The 18,844-nt window shown below is 45.4% G+C and carries 13 protein-coding genes and 1 pseudogene; 12 read left to right on the forward strand and 2 right to left on the reverse strand.

Annotated features, from left to right (window positions below; translation table 11 throughout):
• The 3 genes and pseudogenes from AM231_RS00560 to AM231_RS30600 all read left to right on the forward strand — a co-directional run.
• On the forward strand, positions 1 to 450 hold the full coding sequence (locus tag AM231_RS00560) for a VOC family protein (protein ID WP_054400836.1): 450 nt from the start codon (positions 1 to 3) through the stop codon (positions 448 to 450).
• Positions 451 to 765: 315 nt separating this feature from the next.
• The gene (locus tag AM231_RS00565; RefSeq protein ID WP_054400837.1) at positions 766 to 945 is read left to right on the forward strand and encodes a hypothetical protein; all 180 of its coding nucleotides are present in this window, start codon (positions 766 to 768) and stop codon (positions 943 to 945) included.
• A 3-nt stretch (positions 946 to 948) separates the two neighbouring features.
• Positions 949 to 1,014 (forward strand): annotated as a pseudogene (locus AM231_RS30600) (SF0329 family protein); the annotation flags it as partial.
• Between the two features lie 99 nt (positions 1,015 to 1,113).
• Here the strand turns inward: AM231_RS30600 and hcp are convergent.
• On the reverse strand, positions 1,114 to 2,799 hold the full coding sequence (gene hcp, locus AM231_RS00570; RefSeq protein WP_054400838.1) for a hydroxylamine reductase: 1,686 nt from the start codon (positions 2,797 to 2,799) through the stop codon (positions 1,114 to 1,116).
• A gap of 208 nt (positions 2,800 to 3,007) precedes the next feature.
• Between hcp and AM231_RS00575 the strand changes: the two genes are divergently transcribed.
• The gene (locus AM231_RS00575; RefSeq protein WP_054400839.1) at positions 3,008 to 4,030 is read left to right on the forward strand and encodes a 2-oxoacid:acceptor oxidoreductase family protein; all 1,023 of its coding nucleotides are present in this window, start codon (positions 3,008 to 3,010) and stop codon (positions 4,028 to 4,030) included.
• Positions 4,027 to 6,324, forward strand: a complete 2,298-nt coding sequence (locus AM231_RS00580; protein ID WP_054400840.1) for a thiamine pyrophosphate-dependent enzyme — start codon at positions 4,027 to 4,029, stop codon at positions 6,322 to 6,324. Before AM231_RS00575 ends, AM231_RS00580 begins: the two co-directional genes overlap by 4 nt.
• A gap of 93 nt (positions 6,325 to 6,417) precedes the next feature.
• On the opposite strand, the gene AM231_RS00585 is transcribed toward AM231_RS00580, so the two are convergent.
• Entirely contained in the window at positions 6,418 to 7,443 is a 1,026-nt protein-coding gene (locus AM231_RS00585) for a LacI family DNA-binding transcriptional regulator (RefSeq protein ID WP_207383517.1), read from the reverse strand.
• A gap of 330 nt (positions 7,444 to 7,773) precedes the next feature.
• Here AM231_RS00585 and AM231_RS00590 point away from each other — a divergent pair, with 330 nt between their 5' ends.
• From AM231_RS00590 to AM231_RS00620, 7 genes are all read left to right on the forward strand, one after another.
• Positions 7,774 to 9,120 carry an ABC transporter substrate-binding protein gene (locus AM231_RS00590; RefSeq protein ID WP_054400841.1) on the forward strand — a complete coding sequence of 449 codons (1,347 nt, stop codon included), beginning with the start codon at positions 7,774 to 7,776 and terminating at the stop codon, positions 9,118 to 9,120.
• Positions 9,121 to 9,260: 140 nt separating this feature from the next.
• A complete protein-coding gene (locus tag AM231_RS00595; RefSeq protein WP_054400842.1) occupies positions 9,261 to 10,151 on the forward strand; it encodes a carbohydrate ABC transporter permease in 891 nt (296 codons plus the stop codon).
• Complete coding sequence (locus AM231_RS00600) at positions 10,151 to 10,987, forward strand: carbohydrate ABC transporter permease (RefSeq protein WP_054400843.1); 837 nt, start codon at positions 10,151 to 10,153, stop codon at positions 10,985 to 10,987. Before AM231_RS00595 ends, AM231_RS00600 begins: the two co-directional genes overlap by 1 nt.
• A gap of 83 nt (positions 10,988 to 11,070) precedes the next feature.
• Complete coding sequence (locus tag AM231_RS00605) at positions 11,071 to 14,301, forward strand: hypothetical protein (RefSeq protein ID WP_054400844.1); 3,231 nt, start codon at positions 11,071 to 11,073, stop codon at positions 14,299 to 14,301.
• 63 nt (positions 14,302 to 14,364) lie between these two features.
• Positions 14,365 to 17,115: a GH36-type glycosyl hydrolase domain-containing protein gene (locus AM231_RS00610; RefSeq protein WP_054400845.1), complete on the forward strand. Its 2,751-nt coding sequence runs from the start codon at positions 14,365 to 14,367 to the stop codon at positions 17,113 to 17,115.
• Between the two features lie 96 nt (positions 17,116 to 17,211).
• A complete protein-coding gene (locus tag AM231_RS00615) occupies positions 17,212 to 18,105 on the forward strand; it encodes a hypothetical protein (RefSeq protein WP_054400846.1) in 894 nt (297 codons plus the stop codon).
• 116 nt (positions 18,106 to 18,221) lie between these two features.
• Positions 18,222 to 18,650, forward strand: a complete 429-nt coding sequence (locus tag AM231_RS00620) for a hypothetical protein (protein WP_054400847.1) — start codon at positions 18,222 to 18,224, stop codon at positions 18,648 to 18,650.
• The last annotated feature ends 194 nt before the right edge of the window (positions 18,651 to 18,844 follow it).

An 18,844-nucleotide genomic window follows, 5' to 3' on the forward strand; every position in this document is an offset into this window, starting at 1 on the left:
ATGAGTGCAACGCTAGAAGTAGCTATTTTCTTGTCCATGAACGGAAAAGCCAAGGAAGCGATCGATTTTTATAAAAAACATTTTAACGCAGAGGAATTATTGCTTGTAACCTATGAAGATATGGCAAAACGCGACAGCTCGGTGCAGCTTACGGATGAAAACAAACAATATATTACTCACTCCGTCTTGTCCATCGGAAAAACAAAAGTTATGCTGGCCGAAAATCCAATGGATGCCGCAGAAAAATATGTAGTCGGCAACAACACCTCATTGTGTATTCAAAGTGCAGACTTAGAAGAAATTGAACATTTTTACAAGAGCTTGACTACAGACGATAGAGTGCGAATCATTGTTCCATTATCCAGCAATGTGTTTAGCAAAGCATACGGCATTATTGAAGACCCGTTCGGCATCCATATTCAATTGATGTACGATGATAGACTAAAATAAAACATGCGTGTTTATTGTCACTTTCGACTCAACACATGTGGGAGAGTGGCGCTATTGGTTTGGTCTGATTTCCCCTCTCTACACCGCTGATGTAGCGTGCGTATCGCTTTAATTGTCTTATGATTGAGGAACGCTCGTTCAAGGAAAAAAACCTTTTACAATCATTGCCAGTGCGTTATAATATCACCAAATAGACTACTCAACAAAAAAAATTAAAAGAAGCCTACTAGAGGGATATATAACATATTAATTAGTGAAATCTAAGTAATTGATTAACAACCGCTTATCACAAAAATAAATATTGGAGGTAAGGTCATGGTCAATTGCTACAGAAAGAAGATTTTCACAGCCCTCAGCGCAGCTTTAGTTGTCTCTATGCTGGCTACAGGCGTGATAGTTGCTGCTCAAGGTAAAACAACGTTAGAGATAGCGAAGGACGCAGGGGCTAAAAAGGTTGAAGTTATTAAAGGAAAAGCGAGACCTTCCTATGGATGAAGTGCTTTGGTGGACAGACGCGTTGGCAAAAAGCGAATCTTAAATATGAGCGAGAAAATGAAGTTATAGCATACCATTGTTCAGTATTTTTATGAACTACGGCTCAGGATGCTATGAAATTACTGGATTTTTAAAAAAAGAATGCCCCGGCGAGGGGCATTCTTTTTTTTAGGCACCAAGGAACATTTTCATGTCATCTTCCACATTGGTAATGCCGCCGATCCCGAAGTTTTCCACGAGGACTTTGGCAACGTTAGGCGACAGGAATGCAGGGAGCGTAGGGCCAAGATGAATATTTTTGACGCCAAGATAGAGTAGGGCAAGCAGTACGATCACCGCTTTTTGCTCATACCAGGCAATGTTATAGGAAATCGGCAGATCATTAATATCCTTAAGGCCGAATACTTCCTTCAGCTTCAATGCAATGACGACCAGGGAGTAAGAATCATTGCATTGACCAGCGTCCAGAACCCGTGGAATACCACCGATTTCGCCTAGATCCAGTTTATTGTATTTGTATTTGGCACAGCCTGCAGTCAGGATGACCGTATCCCTCGGAAGTTCAGCCGCAAAATCGGTGTAGTAGTTGCGGGATTTCATCCGTCCATCACAGCCGGCCATGACGAAGAAGCGGCGGATCGCGCCGGATTTCACGGCATCGACGACTTGATCGGCCACGTTCATCACAGCAGCATGAGCAAAGCCGCCAATGATCTCACCCGTTTCAAGTTCCGTTGGAGCTGGGCATTCTTTCGCTTGCTCGATCAGTGCTGAGAAGTCTTTGGGAGCACCGTCTTTTCCTTCTGGAATATGGCGGACACCCGGAAAGCCGGTGTTGCCTGTTGTATAAATACGGTCCTTATAACTGTCTTTCGGCGGAACGATACAATTGGTCGTCATCAGAATCGGTCCGTTAAAGGATGCAAATTCGCTATTCTGCTTCCACCAGGCATTTCCGTAATTGCCTACAAAATGCTCATATTTCTTGAATGCCGGATAATAGTGAGCAGGCAGCATTTCACTGTGCGTGTACACGTCCACGCCGGTTCCTTCCGTCTGCTTCAGCAGCTCCTCCAAATCCTTCAGATCATGGCCGCTGATAAGAATGCCGGGCCGGTTTCTAACCCCGATATTTACCTTCGTAATTTCCGGATTTCCGTAAACCGAGGTGTTCGCTTCATCAAGCATCGCCATGGCGTTTACGCCGTATTTACCGGTTTCCATCGTCAAAGCGACCAGATCCTGCACTTCAAGGCTGTCATCAAATGTGGCGGCAAGTGCACGGCGCATAAAACGGTTTAATTCATTATCATCCTTCTCCAGATGAAGCGCGTGGTACGTATAAGCAGCCATCCCCTTCAAGCCGTAAGTAATCAATTCGCGCAGCGAGCGAATATCTTCGTTACGGGTCGAGAGGACACCAACCGTACGTGCTTTTTCATCAAAAGCAGCTTCGTTATCCGCTTCCCAGAAGGCAGCATCAGGGAGATTGGCGGTTCCCTCCGGATATTGTTCGTTATAATAGGCGCGCACCTCGTCGCGGAGCTCTATCGCTTCCCGGATTTTACCCACAAAAACCTCGCGGTCAAAGTTGGCGTTTGTAATCGTTGCAAACAAGGAGTCCATAATAAACAGCGATACGCGCTGTTCAAGCACCTCCGGCAGCTGGACATCCAGACTGAGAAAAGAGATACCTTTCAGCAGATAAATCAGCAAATCCTGCAGGTTTGCCACGTCATGCGGTTTGCCGCATACTCCGACAATGGTACAACCTGTTCCTTTGGATGCTTCCTGGCATTGAAAACAGAACATGGACGGCTGATGCTTTAAGGTCTCTTGGGCGTTGTTATTCATTATTTCTCCTCCAATTTCGTGATTTTTTGTCGTAAGGTCTGTATGAGATTGCCTCGCAATTGGACTGTTGAAGACAGTATACTCCGGTGTTACAGCCGGAATAGTGATTGGAATCACTATTTTTGACAGCTGTGAGACTAATCACAAACCCGTCTCGTTTCTTCTTTTAAACTGAGATTATTGAACCAAGAAGAAATGAGGAGAGAACATGTCGATTTTACCCCAAAAGAATGAACTGGGATTTTTCGAGATCCGTCTCGAATCCATCGGCGGGCTTGGTGCCAATTTGGCCGGAAAAATGCTGGCCGAAGCCGGGGTCACCGGCTCGGGACTTAACGGTTCGAATTTTTCCAGTTATGGTTCGGAGAAAAAAGGGTCGCCGGTGAAGAGTTTCGTAAGGTTCTGCGATCCCGAGGTGGAAATCCGCGATCACAGTCCCATTGAGCAGCCGCATGTCGTTGGCGTATTTCATGAAGCATTGTACAAGACAATAGATGTCATAAGCGGATTACAGCCTAATGGAACGGCGCTTGTTAATACAGCGCGAGACCTTTCAGAAGTGGCAGCAGATCTGAGCATGACACAGGGAACGCTGGCTGTAGTTGATGCGCTGAAAATTTCCGTTGAGGAAAAAACCAAAGTGAATACGGCGATGCTTGGTGCTTTGTTCCGGATTTGCAGCTTCCTAAACCCGGACGACATGCGGCAGGTAATTCGCACAACGTTTGAGAAAAAGCTGCCCCACCTCGTGGAAGCGAATTTGCGGACTTTTGACAGAGGATATAACGAAGTTCAGTTCCTTTCCTTAGGAAATGGTTCAGAGCTTATAGACAAGATTGCTTTCGCAAGACCGCAGCCGATTCTTGGATATGAAACGCAGGAGCTGGGCGGGATTCTGAACGTTACGGCAAACAGTGTCCTGAAGGATCTTAGCGGCTCCCGTCAAGGATATTTGCCAGAGTACAAGATAGAGGACTGTATTAACTGTGCCGCCTGCGATACGGTATGCCCGGATTTCTGCATCGTGTGGGAGAAGAAACCGGATAAGCGCGGCAACATGCAGATGTTTATGAAAGGTATCGATTATCAGTATTGCAAAGGCTGCCTGAAGTGTATCGAAGCTTGCCCGACCACCGCTTTGGCTGCCATGTTAGAAGAGCCGCATTATGCGGAGCAGCACCGTGTGCCACAACCATTTCCCTATTTAACTGCGGAGGGAGTCAGATCATGAGTATGCAAATTCAAGAAACAACAGAGAAAAAGGTGACGGCCGCCCAAACGGCAGTCTTCGAATCGGGCAACGAAATGGCTGCCATGGCAGCTACCCAGATTAACTATCACATTATGGGTTATTTTCCGATTACACCGTCTACGGAAATCGCCCAATATCTTGACATGATGCGTACGCGCGGCGAACACGACATCAAGCTGATTCCAGCTGACGGCGAACATGGATCGGCGGGGATCTGCTACGGTGCAGCCGCAGCCGGAGCACGGGTATTCAACGCTACCAGCGCGAACGGTTTCCTGTATATGATCGAACAGCTTCCTGTGCAGGCGGGCACACGTTTCCCGATGGTCATGAACCTGGTGACGCGTGCAGTCAGCGGACCGCTGGATATTCGCGGTGACCATTCGGATCTTTACTACGGTCTGAATACCGGCTGGGTGATTTTGACCGCTCGTTCACCGCAGGCAGTTTATGACATGAATATCATGGCACTGCGCATCGCTGAACATGAAGACGTACGCTTGCCGGTCATTGTAGCTTATGACGGATTTTTCACGTCGCACCAGAAACGCCGGGTGCAAATATTTACGAACCGGGAAACCGTTCAGGGGTTTGTAGGGGAACAGGTACCTGAATATCCACATGTGCTGGACGATAACAACCCGATCGTTGTTGGGGCTTATATGAACGGCGACGATTTGATGAACAACCACTTCCAGCAGTCAAACGCCATGTACCGTGCGGGCGAGGTATTCAAGGAAGTGGCAGAGGAATACGCGGCTTTGTCCGGAAGATCCTATTCACCGCTTGATCTGTACCGTATGGAAGACGCGGAGGTGGCTTTATTCCTGCTCAATTCGGCGGCGGAATCCTCCAAAGACGTCGTGGACCGGCTGCGGGCGCAAGGAATTAAAGCGGGCGTAATTAGTCCGAATATTATCCGGCCTTTCCCAGCGAAGGAAATTCGTGAGGCGTTGACAGGTGTCAAAGCGCTGCTAGTTGGCGAACGCGCCGATTCTTACGGTGCACATGGGGCCAATCTGACCCATGAGGTCAAAGCGGCCCTGCAGGAAATCCGTGGTCCGCAGCCTATCGTGCTGTCCCGCATATTTGGCCTTGGCGGGAAAGATTATTACGCAGATGACGCGGAAGCCTTTTTTGCCTTGACGATCGAGGCAATGGAGCTCGGTTATGCTAAAGTGCCGTTTGATTATTACGGCCAAACGCCGGGAGATGAGGAGCAAAGACTGCAGCTGGTCATTGCCCCGATGAATGGGGATAGCTTTAAATCCGGCCTGATCACTGTAAAGGTGGATGAGGAGACAAATAAGCTTTCAGTTAAAGTGCCGCCGATGAGGGCGCTTGCCGCGAAACCGAAACGGTTTGCTTCCGGTCATGGAGCTTGCCCGGGTTGCGGTATTTTCCCAGCGCTGGAGCTCTTTTTTAAAGGGATCGAAGGCAATGTCGTCACTTTATTCCATACAGGCTGCGCTTATATCACAACAACGGGTTATCCGTATAACTCGCATAAGCAGAGCTTCATTCATAACTTGTTCCAGAACGGACCGGCTACTTTATCCGGCACGGTAGAAGCGTTCCTTGAGAAGAAACGCCGTGGGGAAATCGAAGTTCCAGAGGATTTCACTTTTGTGATGGTGACCGGCGACGGCGGCATGGACATCGGGATGGGTTCGGCCATCGGGACGGCGCTGCGGGGCCATAACCTGATCATTCTGGAATATGATAATGAAGGCTATATGAACACCGGTGCACAGCTTTCGTATTCCACACCATTAGGGCATATGACCAGTACGTCCGGTGTCGGCAAACAGCAGCAGGGCAAAGCGTTCCATCACAAAGATACGGTGCAAATGATGGCGGCGGCGCATATTCCGTATGTATTTACGGGGACAGAAGCATTCCCGCAGGATCTGGTGAAAAAGGCGGCAAAAGCGCAGTGGTACGCTCAGAATGTAGGTACTGTCTACGGCAAGCTGCTGATCACATGCCCGCTGAACTGGAAATCGAGCGACAAGGATGGGGAGAACATCGTTCGCGCAGCTGTGAATTCAAACTTCTTCCCGCTGTATGAAGTGGAGCAGGGACAGACGAACATTACGTTCGATCCGGATGCGAAGAAGAAACGGATACCGCTCAGCGATTGGTTGAAATATATGGGCAAATCAAGACATCTGCTCAAGGAAGAAAACAAAGAAATGCTTGGTGAATTTGAAAAAGAAGTGGAACGGCGCTGGTCGATTCTAAAAGCGAAACACGAGAACCCGCTGCTTTAAATATTCATGGCCAGTCGTAATATAAAAAGTGCCTGCTCAAAGGATGAGCAGGCACTTTTTGTGGTTGCAATAGATTAGGTTTTCTCTTTTCTATTAAGAGGAGTAAACGCCATAGCTGCCATTCTGGTTGCCGCAAGAATTACGGACTACAAGTTCAGGTTCTACAACAAAGGAACTTGTACTAGCTTGATTATTGATAAGGTCATAGAGCATGAGGGCAGAGAGAACGCCCAGTTTCTCTTTATTTTGTCTCATTGTTGTTAGTGTAGGTTTTGTATATTTGCAGGCCTCGATATCATCACAACCAATAATTGCGATATCCTCTGGTACTTTTAAATTATGTTCTTCGATAGCTCTCATCGCGCCAATGGCGATTAGATCGGAAGCAGCAAAGATCGCACGAGGTAGCTTCTCAGCTTGCAGAATTTTCTTCATCGCATGATAACCGCTTTGCTCGAAGAAGTCTGTCCCGTTAACAAACCATTCAGGATGGATTGTTAACCCTAAAGCATCCATAGCATCACGGTAACCCGATTCTCGAATATTCGAAATGTTCGATGAAGTTGAACTACCGATATATCCTAAATCCCGATATCCCATCAAGTAGAAATGTTCAACGACTTTAGAAGTCAGTTTGTAGTTGTCAGACATGATATATCCTGAATTCTTACCTGTGAGCTTGATATCTACGCCAAGACAAGGGATATCACTCTGGTCTAGAGCGTCTATAGAAGGTTCAATTTCTTGACCGGAGATAATGACACAACCAGCCACCTGGTACGATAGACAGCGCAATAGATAGTCATTTTCTTCGCCATCAGTCTTTGTATTTGTTAAGAACAGCAAGTCATAACCGAGAGATCCAATCTGCTTCTTAAATGAATTTAATACTGCATTAAAGAAAGGGTGAGTAAAATCAACATTTTGCTTACCCGCAAAGATAACAACGATTAAGTTAGATTTTTTTAACGAAGGCGCGGGTGTGTAACCTGTCTTGCGCATGATCTCAAGAACCCGATTTCTTGTTTCTTCAGAAACGTCACTATAATTATTGATAATTTTTGAGACAGTGGATAATGAGACACCAGCCATCTTAGCGATAGTTTTATTATTCACCATGAACCCCTCTTTTTCGAAAGTGATATTCGTGAAAAAGCTATTAAAATCTGTAATTTAGATTAGAAATATATAGTTTACGAAAAATATTTTCGTTGATTAATTGTAGTTTGTTTATGAACAGAAGTCAATAAAGCCAAAATTATGAAGAAAATCTCTTTACAAGTGCATGAAGTGGTGCAATAATAGGTTCACGAAACAATTTCGGAAATATAAATTGTGAATTGCGAAAATTTCGTTGGTCTTAAATCATATATACTTGATTAAATGGAAAGCGTTTTCGAAATGTTTCGGAATATAAGTCATTACAAAACAAACTGGGGGGTCAATCTCATGTTGAAAAGATTGTCTGCACTACTACTTGCATCCTCGCTCGTTGTTGGGTTGACAGCATGCGGTGGAAGCGAGAAATCTGCTGACTCTGGATCCAATCAATCCGGAGGGAAGAAAGTAATTAAAATGCTTCACTGGAAGCAAAGCAACATCAATACAGTACTTGAAGACATCAACAAACAATTTGAAGAGAAATATCCTGAATACAAGATCGAGTACATAACGACAGGACCTGATGATGAATACAAACAAGCAAGCCGTACTCGGATCACTGCTGGTGATGTAGATATCTTTGCTGATTTGTCAGGTATGAGACTTTCGCCTAAAGAATGGACTCCTGGTGCAAAAGTGCCGGATTGGCAGCAATGGATTGATTCTGGTCTCATCGCAGATTTGACTGGTCAAGATTTTATTAAAAACTATGTCCCAAGCGATATTGAACAAGCTGGTACATATAACGGCAAAGTATACGGTATCCCAACAGGGAAAGTTGTGATGTCTGGTATCTTCTATAATAAAGATATTTTTGCGAAATATGGATTGGAAGTTCCAACAACATGGAGTGAATTCATTAAGCTGAATGATACACTGAAAGAAAATGGTGTTACTCCAATCGGTATGGCAGGTAAAGATGTATGGCCTCTTAAATTGCCTGCATTCGGTTTGCAAGCACATATTCTTGGCGGCGGCGATCAAGAGAAGTTTATCGAAGGCGTATGGAAGGGTACCTCCAAATTTACAGATCCAGATGCCGTTGAAGTATTAGAAAAAATGAAAACGATTCAAGATGAATACACGATGGACGGATTTATGGGTGTTGATTACGGTACAATTCCATCTTACTTCGCAACTGGCAAAGTAGCAATGATGCCGAATGGTTCTTGGGAAGCTCCAACGGTTGCAGCAGCTAACGCTGACTTGAATTTTGGTTATTTCCCAATTCCAGCAACAGAAAATGCAGATGTGAATAAAGCACTTGTTGGTAAATACGATATGACTTGGTACGTAGCTGAGAAAGGTAAGAACAAAGAAGGAGCAATTAAATGGCTTGAGTTCTTCTCCGAGCCAGATATCTACGCACAATTTGTTAAAGCAGCAGGTTTCTTGCCTACAATGCCAGATGTAAAAACAGATAGCAAATTCTTTGATGAAGAAGTTATGCCATATATGGATGGTTTCCAATTGGCTTATGAAATCTTGATGATTAACCGTGAAAACGTTGGAGAGCACTTGGCTGCAGAAGGCGTTCATACAGAGTACTTGGCTCCAGGCGGTGAATTCAAGACTGCGAAGGAACTAGCAGAGGTTCAACAAAAAGAGTGGGACAGTGCTGCCCCTAAGCAATAGTTATTGAATAATGTCTGCTTACAGGGTCTGAACAAGTACTTGTTCAGACCCTGTACTTCATATCACAGGTACTCCTTGAGTTACCGTAATGTGAGGATGAAGTTCTAGAGTTGTGAAAAAGGAATTGCGAGGTGTACTTTATGTATCCATTCGGAAGAGGTAGTAAGCGATTAATTCCTTACTTGCTATTACTCATCCCACTTCTGTTATATGTGGTGTTCTATGCAGGGCCTTCCGTAATGACGGTAATCTATTCTTTTACGGATATGAAGAATGTTCCGGGAACTGAAGTTAATTTTGTCGGTTTGGATAATTATAAAAGCTTGTTGTTTTCAGGTAACTCGTCAGAACGCTGGGCTTCTATAGGTCGCTCACTATACTTTATGTTCGTTGTAACGATTCTGCAAAATGGTATTGCGCTGCTCGTTGCTGTCGTCCTTAACCAAAGGCTGAAAGGAGATAAAGCTTATCGCGCTATCTTTTTCCTGCCTGTTGTACTGGGTGTAGCGGTAGTATCTCTAATCTGGTCTTTGATGTTTGATCCAATCAGTGGTCCAGTTCAACAATTGTATAGTGTATTCGGGTATAAGGATACGTTCTTTGGAAGCTTTACTCATGCCTTTAACTACATCATCTTCGTACAAATCTGGATGTATATGGGGTATTCCATGTTGATTTTCCTCGCAGGTCTGCAATCTGTACCTAGAGATCTCTATGAAGCTGGACATATTGATGGAACGAGTCGCTGGCAAGCATTCCGGAGCATTACATTCCCTCTTATTGCTCCATCCTTTACCGTAAATATGCTCTTATCCATCATTGGTGCAATGCAAACATTCGATATTATTTTGGCTACTACAGACGGTAATTTCAATACAAGAACCATGGCTTATGACGTTTATAAAGAAACTTTCCGTGGCAGTCTCGATATGGGGCTTCCAGCCGCCTTGTCTGTACTGCAGTTCCTTGTTGTCCTGGTCTTTGTTGTTGTTGCTGTCAAGCAAATGCGTCAGCGGGAGGTGGAATATTAATGAAGAGATCAAAATCAGTCAACCTCCTGTCCTACTCATTAGTCGCGATTTTGCTCATTCTTTATGTGGTTCCACTCCTGTTCGTATTCAATGTATCGTTTAAATCATTTAATGATTATTTGCTGGATCCGCTTGGAATTGTTCAGAATTTTAATTTTTCTAACTATACAGAAGCATGGAAGCAAGGTTCTTTCTCGAACTATTTCGTGAATAGCGTGCTCTATACGGGAACTTCTACAGTGTTTACGATTCTGATCTCACTTTTCGCTGCGTTTCCTATAGCACGTGGTTATGTGAAGTGGGGCGGACTGATTTACTTTTTCTTTATCATGTCTCAATTTTTGCCGAATCCGATGGTTTCGCAGTTTAAGCTGATGTTGTTCTTTAAGGATCATTTGCCATTCATGGGATATGACTCACAAATCGGTTACATCCTGCTTAAGACATCGGGCACTGGAGTCGTATTTATGATGTTCGTAGGTTACATCAAATCCATCAGCCGTGATCTGGACGAAGCTGCGGGTATGGATGGCTGCGGATACAGCCGCTTTCTTCTTCAGATTGCATTGCCGCTTATGAAGCCCATCATTGCAACAGGGGTTATTTTGACAGCGATCGCTACATGGAATGACTTTGTAGGACCGATCATGTACTTGTCCAGTCCAGGCAACTGGCCGATTACTGCAGGCTTGAAGGAATTCAAAGGACAGTACGGAAACAACTGGCCGCTGCTAGCATGTGGAATTACGATCGTTGCCGCACCGCTTATTGTTCTTTATGTATTTATTCAGAAGTACATCGTAGATGGAGCATTAGATGGAGCCGTTAAGTCGTAGGATTACGACTTGCGGTTCTATCTATGTTACTGAACATTCGTTTGTAGAGACATGCATATTTTGAATGTGAGGGGATGGTCTAGATGAAACAGCGATACATATTTGATGATCAAGGTCGTTTTGTGATAACAGATTATAACCGATTGAAGCCGTTTGCTTCCTTTTTACCAGGATTAGCGGGCTTGAAAGGAAAGCCATTGTGGAGCTTCTATGTCAATCGTGGACAAGGGATTGCAAGCTTCGGAGTGCAGGACAAGGATGGTGCGATCCTGGAGTTCCAACCTGCTAACAAGTCTTATCAAGCGGTACCATTACAAGGCTTTCGTACGTTTATAAAGCTTGATGGTCAGGTTCATGAGCCTTTTTCATATCAGAAAGGATCAGCTTCCGTCCAAGAGCGGATGACGATCGAAGCGAATACACTGCAGATTGAATCTGTTGATGAAGCTAGAGGGCTTGCGGTGAAGGTGACTTACTTTATCCTGCCGAATGAATCCTTCGCTGCTCTGGTACGCCAAGTGACGATTCAAAACTTGCATTCGGAAGAGAAGAAGATTGAAGTGATTGATGGATTGCCAGGAATTCTACCTTACGGGTTGTCGAATGCAGCTTATAAGGAGCTTGGTTATACACTGAAAAGCTGGATGGAGGTTTATAATCTGGAGCAGAACATTCCGTATTATAAACTGCGTGCCAGCACAGCGGATTCAGCTGAGGTTACAGGCATTGAGGGTGGGCATTTCATGCTGTCCTTCGGTGATGATGGCGTTAAAGAGCAAGTTCTGTCTCCGATTGTGGATGCAGATCTTATATTTGGAAGTAATAGCTCTTTGATCACAGCTGACAGCTTCAGGGACGCATCTCTTCAAGAGTTGATGACACGGCCGCAAGTAACGACAAACAAGGTACCAAGCGGCTTTGCGGCGGTAGATGTAACGCTCCCTGGGGGAGGCAAGTATGATGTGTATACCCTCATTGGGCATGTACATGATGTAGAGCATATTAATGCAAAACAAGTGGAGCTTGTTAGTCGCGAATACATTGCACAGAAGCTGAATGAAGCGCGTGAGTTAACGGAGCAATTGACGAACGTCATTGCAACAAAGACTGCGGATAAGCGTTTTGATGCGTATTGTCGCCAATGCTATATGGACAATGCCCTTCGCGGAGGACATCCGATTACACTGGACAGTGGTAACCCGGAAGAACCGTTCATTTATCATGTGTATTCCAGAAAGCATGGGGATTTGGAGCGGGATTATAACTTTTTTACTGTGGCACCGAGCTATTATTCACAAGGAAACGGAAATTTCCGGGATGCGAATCAGAACCGCCGCAGTGATACGTTAATGAATCCGGATGTGAAGGATTTTAACGTGAAAATGTTCATGAACTTTATTCAAGCTGACGGTTACAACCCGCTTGTCATTCAAGGGTGCAGTTTCCGTCTAAAAGATGACGCGGCGCAAAGCTGGATGTCATGGGTAAGCGAACAAGACCGGACGAAGGTGTCGAGCTTCTTAAGCAATTCCTTTACACCAGGCGTCCTGCTCGAATTTATCGAGAATCAGCGCATAGAACTAAACGTGGATGCAGACTCATTTTTGCTCGAAGTGTTATCTGAGTCGGAGCAATATGCGGAAGCTGTGTTCGGTGAAGGATACTGGATTGATCACTGGACCTATAATATGGACCTGATTGAGAGCTATCTGTCCGTATATCCGGATCGGAAAGAACAGCTGCTGTTTGATGATAAATCTTATATGTATTATGACAGTCCTGCTGACGTTCTTCCGCGCGATCAGAAGACGGTGCTTACGGACGGCAAGGTTCGGAGATACGGGGCGCTGCGTGAGAGCGAAGAGAAAGAACATCTGCTTAATGCTCGTAAGACCCTTAAGACATGGGTTCGTACACAGCAAGGTCATGGTGAGATTTATAAGACCTGCCTATTTGAAAAATTAGTATCCCTGGCACTGCTGAAATTCGCCACACTTGATCCGGAAGGGATTGGTGTGGAGATGGAAGCGAACAAACCGGGATGGAATGATTCCCTGAATGGTTTACCGGGCTTATTCGCTTCAGGCTTCGGGGAATTGTGCGAGCTGCAGCGAGTGCTTGCCTTCATCGAACAGGTGGAGAGTCATGAGCGGACAATCTCTATCCCTGTAGAGTTGGCTAAATTACTGGAAGAAGTTGAAGCTTTATTGGATCAATATCTAGCTTCCTCTCAGGAGCCCGCGGATACCTTCAAGTATTGGGATCAGGTGTCCAGTGCGCGTGAAGCCTATCGTGAGAAGGTATGTTTTGGCTTCGATGGTGAGTTAAGCGAGCTTGTGGTTTCTGATATTAAGCAGGCTATTCATAAATTCTTGCAGCATGTTGAGCGAGGAATCGCCAAAGGTTTGGAAATCGGTAACGGCGTCTATCCAACGTTTTTTGCTTATGAGGCAGTAGATTATGAACCTGTAACTGAACCTTATAAAGGGCCGCGGACGAACGCAAAAGGGCAGTCTTTTGTACGGGTGACTTCATTCCGCAGAGTGGACTTGCCATACTTCCTGGAAGGACCTGTGCGTGCGATGAAGACAATCACGGAAGCTGAAAGCAAGCGTGATCTCTATCAGCGCATTCAAGAGACAGAACTGTATGATCGCAAGCTTCAAATGTACAAGGTAAATGCCTCTCTGGCTGAGACGACTCCGGAAATCGGACGTTCCAGAGCATTTACACCAGGCTGGCTGGAGAACGGCTCTGTATTCTTGCATATGTCATACAAATATCTATTGGAATTATTGAAGGGAGAACTTTATAACGAGTTCTTCACCGAGATTAAGCATGGTCTTGTACCATTCCTGGATCCTGCTGTTTATGGGCGGAGCACACTTGAGAACAGCTCTTTCATCGCCAGTAGTGTAAACCCTGATCCTTCACTGCACGGAAGGGGCTTTGTTGCTCGACTAAGTGGATCTACAGCTGAGTTTATATCCATGTGGAATCTAATGATGTGGGGCAAGCATCCATTCGTAATGGAAGAAGGACGGCTTCAGCTTCAGCTGCAGCCAGTGCTGCCAGCTTGGTTGTTCGATGATAACGATACGATCCAAGCTGTATTCTTGGGTGAGATTGAGGTTGTCTATCATAATCCTTCAAGAAAAGATACGTTTGGAGAGCACGGTGCCAAGGTGTCCGATATGGTGTTGACGCTGAAAGATGGCCGGACAATTCATGTGGTGAAGAGCGTATCGAATGAGGAGCATGCGTTACTTGTACGTAATCGAGATGTGAGCCGAATCGAAGTTACATTACAATAACGGACGGATGAATACAAGGCATTACATTGAGCAGGTTCAGCTGAGTTGAAGGGATGGAGAAATATGACACAGAAGAAACTAACAGCAGGTTGGACATTTACAGGGAAGCATGGGGAATTCCAATTAGCAAACCCTGATCGAAGCAGTTATCTTTATTTTCCGCTTGTGAACGAAGCGGGGATGATGTCATCCATTACACCAACATGGCATGGTGACAGTAAGGCGGATCAGAACTCATTCCTGTTAGCGCCTGTATCCGCTGAGGATTTGCATAATTCCCGGGCAGGACGAAATTTCTGGGTGTATATAGAAGGAAAGGGAGCTTGGTCTGCTGCTGGAAACTCGGCAAGCCAGATCACTTCTCGCATCGGGAATATGGATGAGGCAGATGAGGTTCACTTGGAGGCCGGATTACTCTGGCATCGTGTTACACGTCAGAATAAGAAGTTCGGTATTCGTGCCGAAGCCACGAGTTTTGTCCCCATGACGGACGATAAAGTCGAACTCATGCAAGTGAAAATTACGAATATAAGTGACAAGGATATCGGAGTAACGCCAACAGCGGCGATTCCATTCTACGCGCGCTCAGCAGATGATATTCGTGATCACAGGCATGTAACCTCCTTGCTCCATCGTACATATACGATGAAGCATGGTGTTGAAGTGCAGCCGACATTATCTTTTGATGAGCGCGGACACCGGGTGAATGAGACCGCGTATTCTGTTCTCGGAAGTGAAGCCGATGGAACAGCTCCAGTTGGATATTTTCCAATTGGGGAAGAGTTCATAGGCGAAGGTGGCAGCTATGACTGGCCAGAAGCTATTGTAACGAATGCGGCAGCGCATGAGACTAGCGGAGCTGAGATTGATGGGTATGAGTCTGTCGGAGCACTGCGCTTTAAAGATCGTATCCTCGCACCAGGCGAATCGCTAAGTTATGTGATTGCCATGGCGATTACGAATGGACGCGTGAATGAAGAACAGTATGAGAAGGATTATCTGTCTGCGGCTCGTTTTGATGCGCTGCTTGAGGACAATAAACAATTCTGGCAAGCGAAAGTCGGAACGGTCGAATTCTATTCCGGCGATTCCAATCATGATGAGTGGATGAAATGGGTAACGCTGCAGCCGGTATTACGTCGTCTGTTTGGCTGTTCCTTCTTGCCGCATCACGATTATGGACGTGGCGGCCGCGGTTGGCGTGATCTCTGGCAGGACTGTTTGGCGCTGCTCATTATGGAGCCCCAAGATGTGCGTAATCTCCTGTGGAATAACTATGCGGGCGTGCGTATGGACGGCAGTAATGCAACTATTATCGGTTCTAAGCCAGGGGATTTCCGTGCAGACCGCAACAATATCCCGCGGGTATGGATGGATCATGGCGCATGGCCGTTCTTAACGACAAAGCTCTACCTGGATCAGAGCGGAGATACTGAATTCCTGTTCGAGCCGCAGACGTATTTCAAAGATTCCTTCGTGAAGCGTGCGAAAGCGCGTGATGATCGATGGGCTCCCGAGGCGGGCCAGCAATTGAAGACGGCAGATGGAGCTGTTTATACAGGCACTATTCTCGAGCATATATTAATCCAAAATGTCATTCCGTTCTATCATGTGGGCGCACACAACAATATTTTACTTGAAGGCGCAGACTGGAACGATGGCCTGGATATGGCGACCAAGCTGGGCGAGAGCGTTACGTTCACCGCATTCTATGCTGGCAATCTGAAGGATTTAAGCGATATGCTGCTGCAAGTGAAGCAAATGACGGGAGTAAGCCATGTAGAGATCAATGAGGAGATGCTGGATTTATTAGATACATTAACAGCAGAAAAGGTTGATTATGCATCGATAGCAGATAAGCGTGAACGCTTGGAGCGTTATTACAATACGGTACTGACAACGGTAAGCGGGGTTAAAGTGTCTGTTGATATCGAACAGCTGGCTGCAGATCTGATGAAAAAAGCGGACTGGATGATCTCGCATCTTCGTCAGAATGAATGGATTCAGAATAGCGAAGGTTACAGCTGGTTCAATGGCTATTACAATAATGATGGTGAACGTGTAGAGGGAGATACACCGGGGGGCGTGCGCATGACTTTGACCGGACAAGTATTCCCGATCATGAGTGGTGTCGCAACTGAAGAACAAATTCGTGAGACAGTACAGTCGGTGGATCAATTCCTGAAGGATGACAAGATTGGCTATCGATTAAATTCGCGTTTTGGCGGCATTCAGCAGAACTTGGGACGTGCATTCGGCTTTGCGTTCGGTCATAAAGAAAATGGTGCGATGTTCAGCCATATGACGGTCATGTATGCGAACGCACTGTATAAGCGCGGCTTTGTCCGTGAAGGCCGGACGGTGCTTGAATCGGTCTATGAACTCAGCAGTGATTTCGAGCGCAGCCGCATCTATCCCGGCATTCCGGAGTATATCAACGCGAAAGGCCGTGGAATGTATCACTTTCTGACAGGATCGGCCAGCTGGCTATTGCTCACAGAATTGACGGAAGTTTTCGGTGTAAAAGGGAAGCTGGGCAAGTTGCTTCTGGAACCGAAGCTTGTAGAGCAGCAGTTTGATATGAATGGGGAAGCATCTGTCGAGACGTTGTTCGCAGATAAGAAACTGCGAATCATCTATCGCAATGCAAGCAAGCTTGATTATGGACAATATCGCGTGCAAGAAGTAAAGTTGAATGGTGAGATTATCTCTTATGCAGCTGCAGGACATGGTTGTCTGCTAGATCGTCAGCTGCTGAGCGCGTTAGCGGATGATCAACTCCACACGATAGAGGTTACACTTTTCGCTAAATAAGGAATGAACTGATTAGATATGAGACCCTAGCCGGAGCAAGAATAGCTAGGGTTTCGATCTTTAATCTACTAATTGAACGATAAATGGGGGGAAATCATGAGATACAATTTAAAGAATGATAGACTATCTGTTGAGATCGTTTCTATAGGAGAAGCTTATCGTGGAACACGATTTGATTGGACGGGTTTTATTACGCAGGTGAGCTGGAAGGATGAGCAGGAAGAACTCCATACCTTCTGTGTCCCTGAAAGCTTGATTCCGAATGAGGGTACAGGCGGAGAAGGACTTTGCAACGAATTTGGTATATTTGACCCGATCGGCTATGACGAGGCGCTTCCTGGAGGCAAGTTCCCGAAGATTGGTGTGGGGCAGCTGACCCGTCTTGATGAAGCAGACTATAACTTCGCACGTACATATCCGGTTGAACCTTATCGTATGGAGGAGGATATTGCAGCGCAATCGGCCAGATATAAAGTCCACGCTCAAGATTGTAACGGTTATGCAGTGGAGTATATCAAGAGTATTCAATTAAAGGACTCTAGATTAATTCTGGAGTATCACCTTCATAATACTGGTGTCAAACCCATTCAGACGCACGAATACGTGCATAATTTTATTCGTGTTGATCAGCACTCCATCGGTCCCGATTATGAGATGACGCTTCCGGTTATGATGCATACACAGGATATGGATCCGGAATATACGCCGTCTGTACTGCGTACTCAGGATTTGAAGGTATCGTGGAACGAAATTCCGAGCCAGCCTTTCTATGGGCGATTGCCTGAGATCAGTAATGTGTCCGGTCCAACCTGGGAGCTTGTTCACCAGCCGAGTGGTGTGGGCATTCGGGAGTGGGATAACTTCCCTGTCGTTTCCATGGCTTTATGGGGAGTAGGGTATGTTGTCTCGCCGGAGGTCTTTGTCAAGATTGCGATTCAGCCTGGAGAGAGCCAGAGTTGGAGACGGGAGTATGAGTTTTTTAAGAAGTAGAAGATTACTGAGCGGAAAATCAGAAATATAGATTAGATATCTATACATGAAAAATGTTTGATAGAATAATAGTTTGTACAAATATACTACAACTAAGACAACAGGAGATGACAACAATGAACAAAGCGCTCTTAATATTGGTTGCAGTTGGCACACTACTAACAGCTTGTAATAGTAATCAAGCGAATAACAGCAATGACGTGCAGGCAGACCAGCAATCTGTACAGACGCAAGTCAAACAGGATGACAAAGAGCCTGTAAAAGAAGAGACTAACCAAGAAGACAAAGAGCCAACAACAGAAAATACCAACCATAATCAGTGGTCTACATTACCTGAATATAACACCATTATGCAGAATATCGATCTAAAAGACGTTACCTTCACAACAGTGACGGATAATGAAGGCAAACGTATTCTTCTACTGTCGGATGAAAATGGTAGAGAAAAGTATAAGAGCATATTTGTCAAGAAAACGAATCGTCTTAAAATCATTAATATAGATGGAGAAGGACAAATTTTTAATGATGTTTTGAAAAGTGAATAAGTTGGAAGGAGCAGATACGGCTGTTTGGTTAGCGCTACTTGGCGAAGATGGTCCTAATGGAGGCTACTTTCGTGAACGTAAGCCAATTGCCTGGTAGATTTTTCGAACTATAAGCAGGAGTTAGTCAGTGGGCCAAGGGATTTGTATCCCTTGGTTTTTTTACATGTTCTTTCGGTGTCTATTGTTGTACGGAA

The sequence above is a fragment of the Paenibacillus solani genome (assembly GCF_001277345.1).
Taxonomy (GTDB): domain Bacteria; phylum Bacillota; class Bacilli; order Paenibacillales; family Paenibacillaceae; genus Paenibacillus_AQ; species Paenibacillus_AQ solani.

What these genes read in the sequence shown, in the direction of transcription:
- AM231_RS00560 (WP_054400836.1), top strand. Translation starts at nt 1, where the DNA reads ATGAGTGCAACGCTAGAAGTAGCTATTTTCTTGTCCATGAACGGAAAA.
- AM231_RS00565 (WP_054400837.1), top strand. Translation starts at nt 766, where the DNA reads ATGGTCAATTGCTACAGAAAGAAGATTTTCACAGCCCTCAGCGCAGCT.
- hcp (WP_054400838.1), bottom strand. Translation starts at nt 2,799, where the DNA reads ATGAATAACAACGCCCAAGAGACCTTAAAGCATCAGCCGTCCATGTTC.
- AM231_RS00575 (WP_054400839.1), top strand. Translation starts at nt 3,008, where the DNA reads ATGTCGATTTTACCCCAAAAGAATGAACTGGGATTTTTCGAGATCCGT.
- AM231_RS00580 (WP_054400840.1), top strand. Translation starts at nt 4,027, where the DNA reads ATGAGTATGCAAATTCAAGAAACAACAGAGAAAAAGGTGACGGCCGCC.
- AM231_RS00585 (WP_207383517.1), bottom strand. Translation starts at nt 7,443, where the DNA reads ATGGTGAATAATAAAACTATCGCTAAGATGGCTGGTGTCTCATTATCC.
- AM231_RS00590 (WP_054400841.1), top strand. Translation starts at nt 7,774, where the DNA reads ATGTTGAAAAGATTGTCTGCACTACTACTTGCATCCTCGCTCGTTGTT.
- AM231_RS00595 (WP_054400842.1), top strand. Translation starts at nt 9,261, where the DNA reads ATGTATCCATTCGGAAGAGGTAGTAAGCGATTAATTCCTTACTTGCTA.
- AM231_RS00600 (WP_054400843.1), top strand. Translation starts at nt 10,151, where the DNA reads ATGAAGAGATCAAAATCAGTCAACCTCCTGTCCTACTCATTAGTCGCG.
- AM231_RS00605 (WP_054400844.1), top strand. Translation starts at nt 11,071, where the DNA reads ATGAAACAGCGATACATATTTGATGATCAAGGTCGTTTTGTGATAACA.
- AM231_RS00610 (WP_054400845.1), top strand. Translation starts at nt 14,365, where the DNA reads ATGACACAGAAGAAACTAACAGCAGGTTGGACATTTACAGGGAAGCAT.
- AM231_RS00615 (WP_054400846.1), top strand. Translation starts at nt 17,212, where the DNA reads ATGAGATACAATTTAAAGAATGATAGACTATCTGTTGAGATCGTTTCT.
- AM231_RS00620 (WP_054400847.1), top strand. Translation starts at nt 18,222, where the DNA reads ATGAACAAAGCGCTCTTAATATTGGTTGCAGTTGGCACACTACTAACA.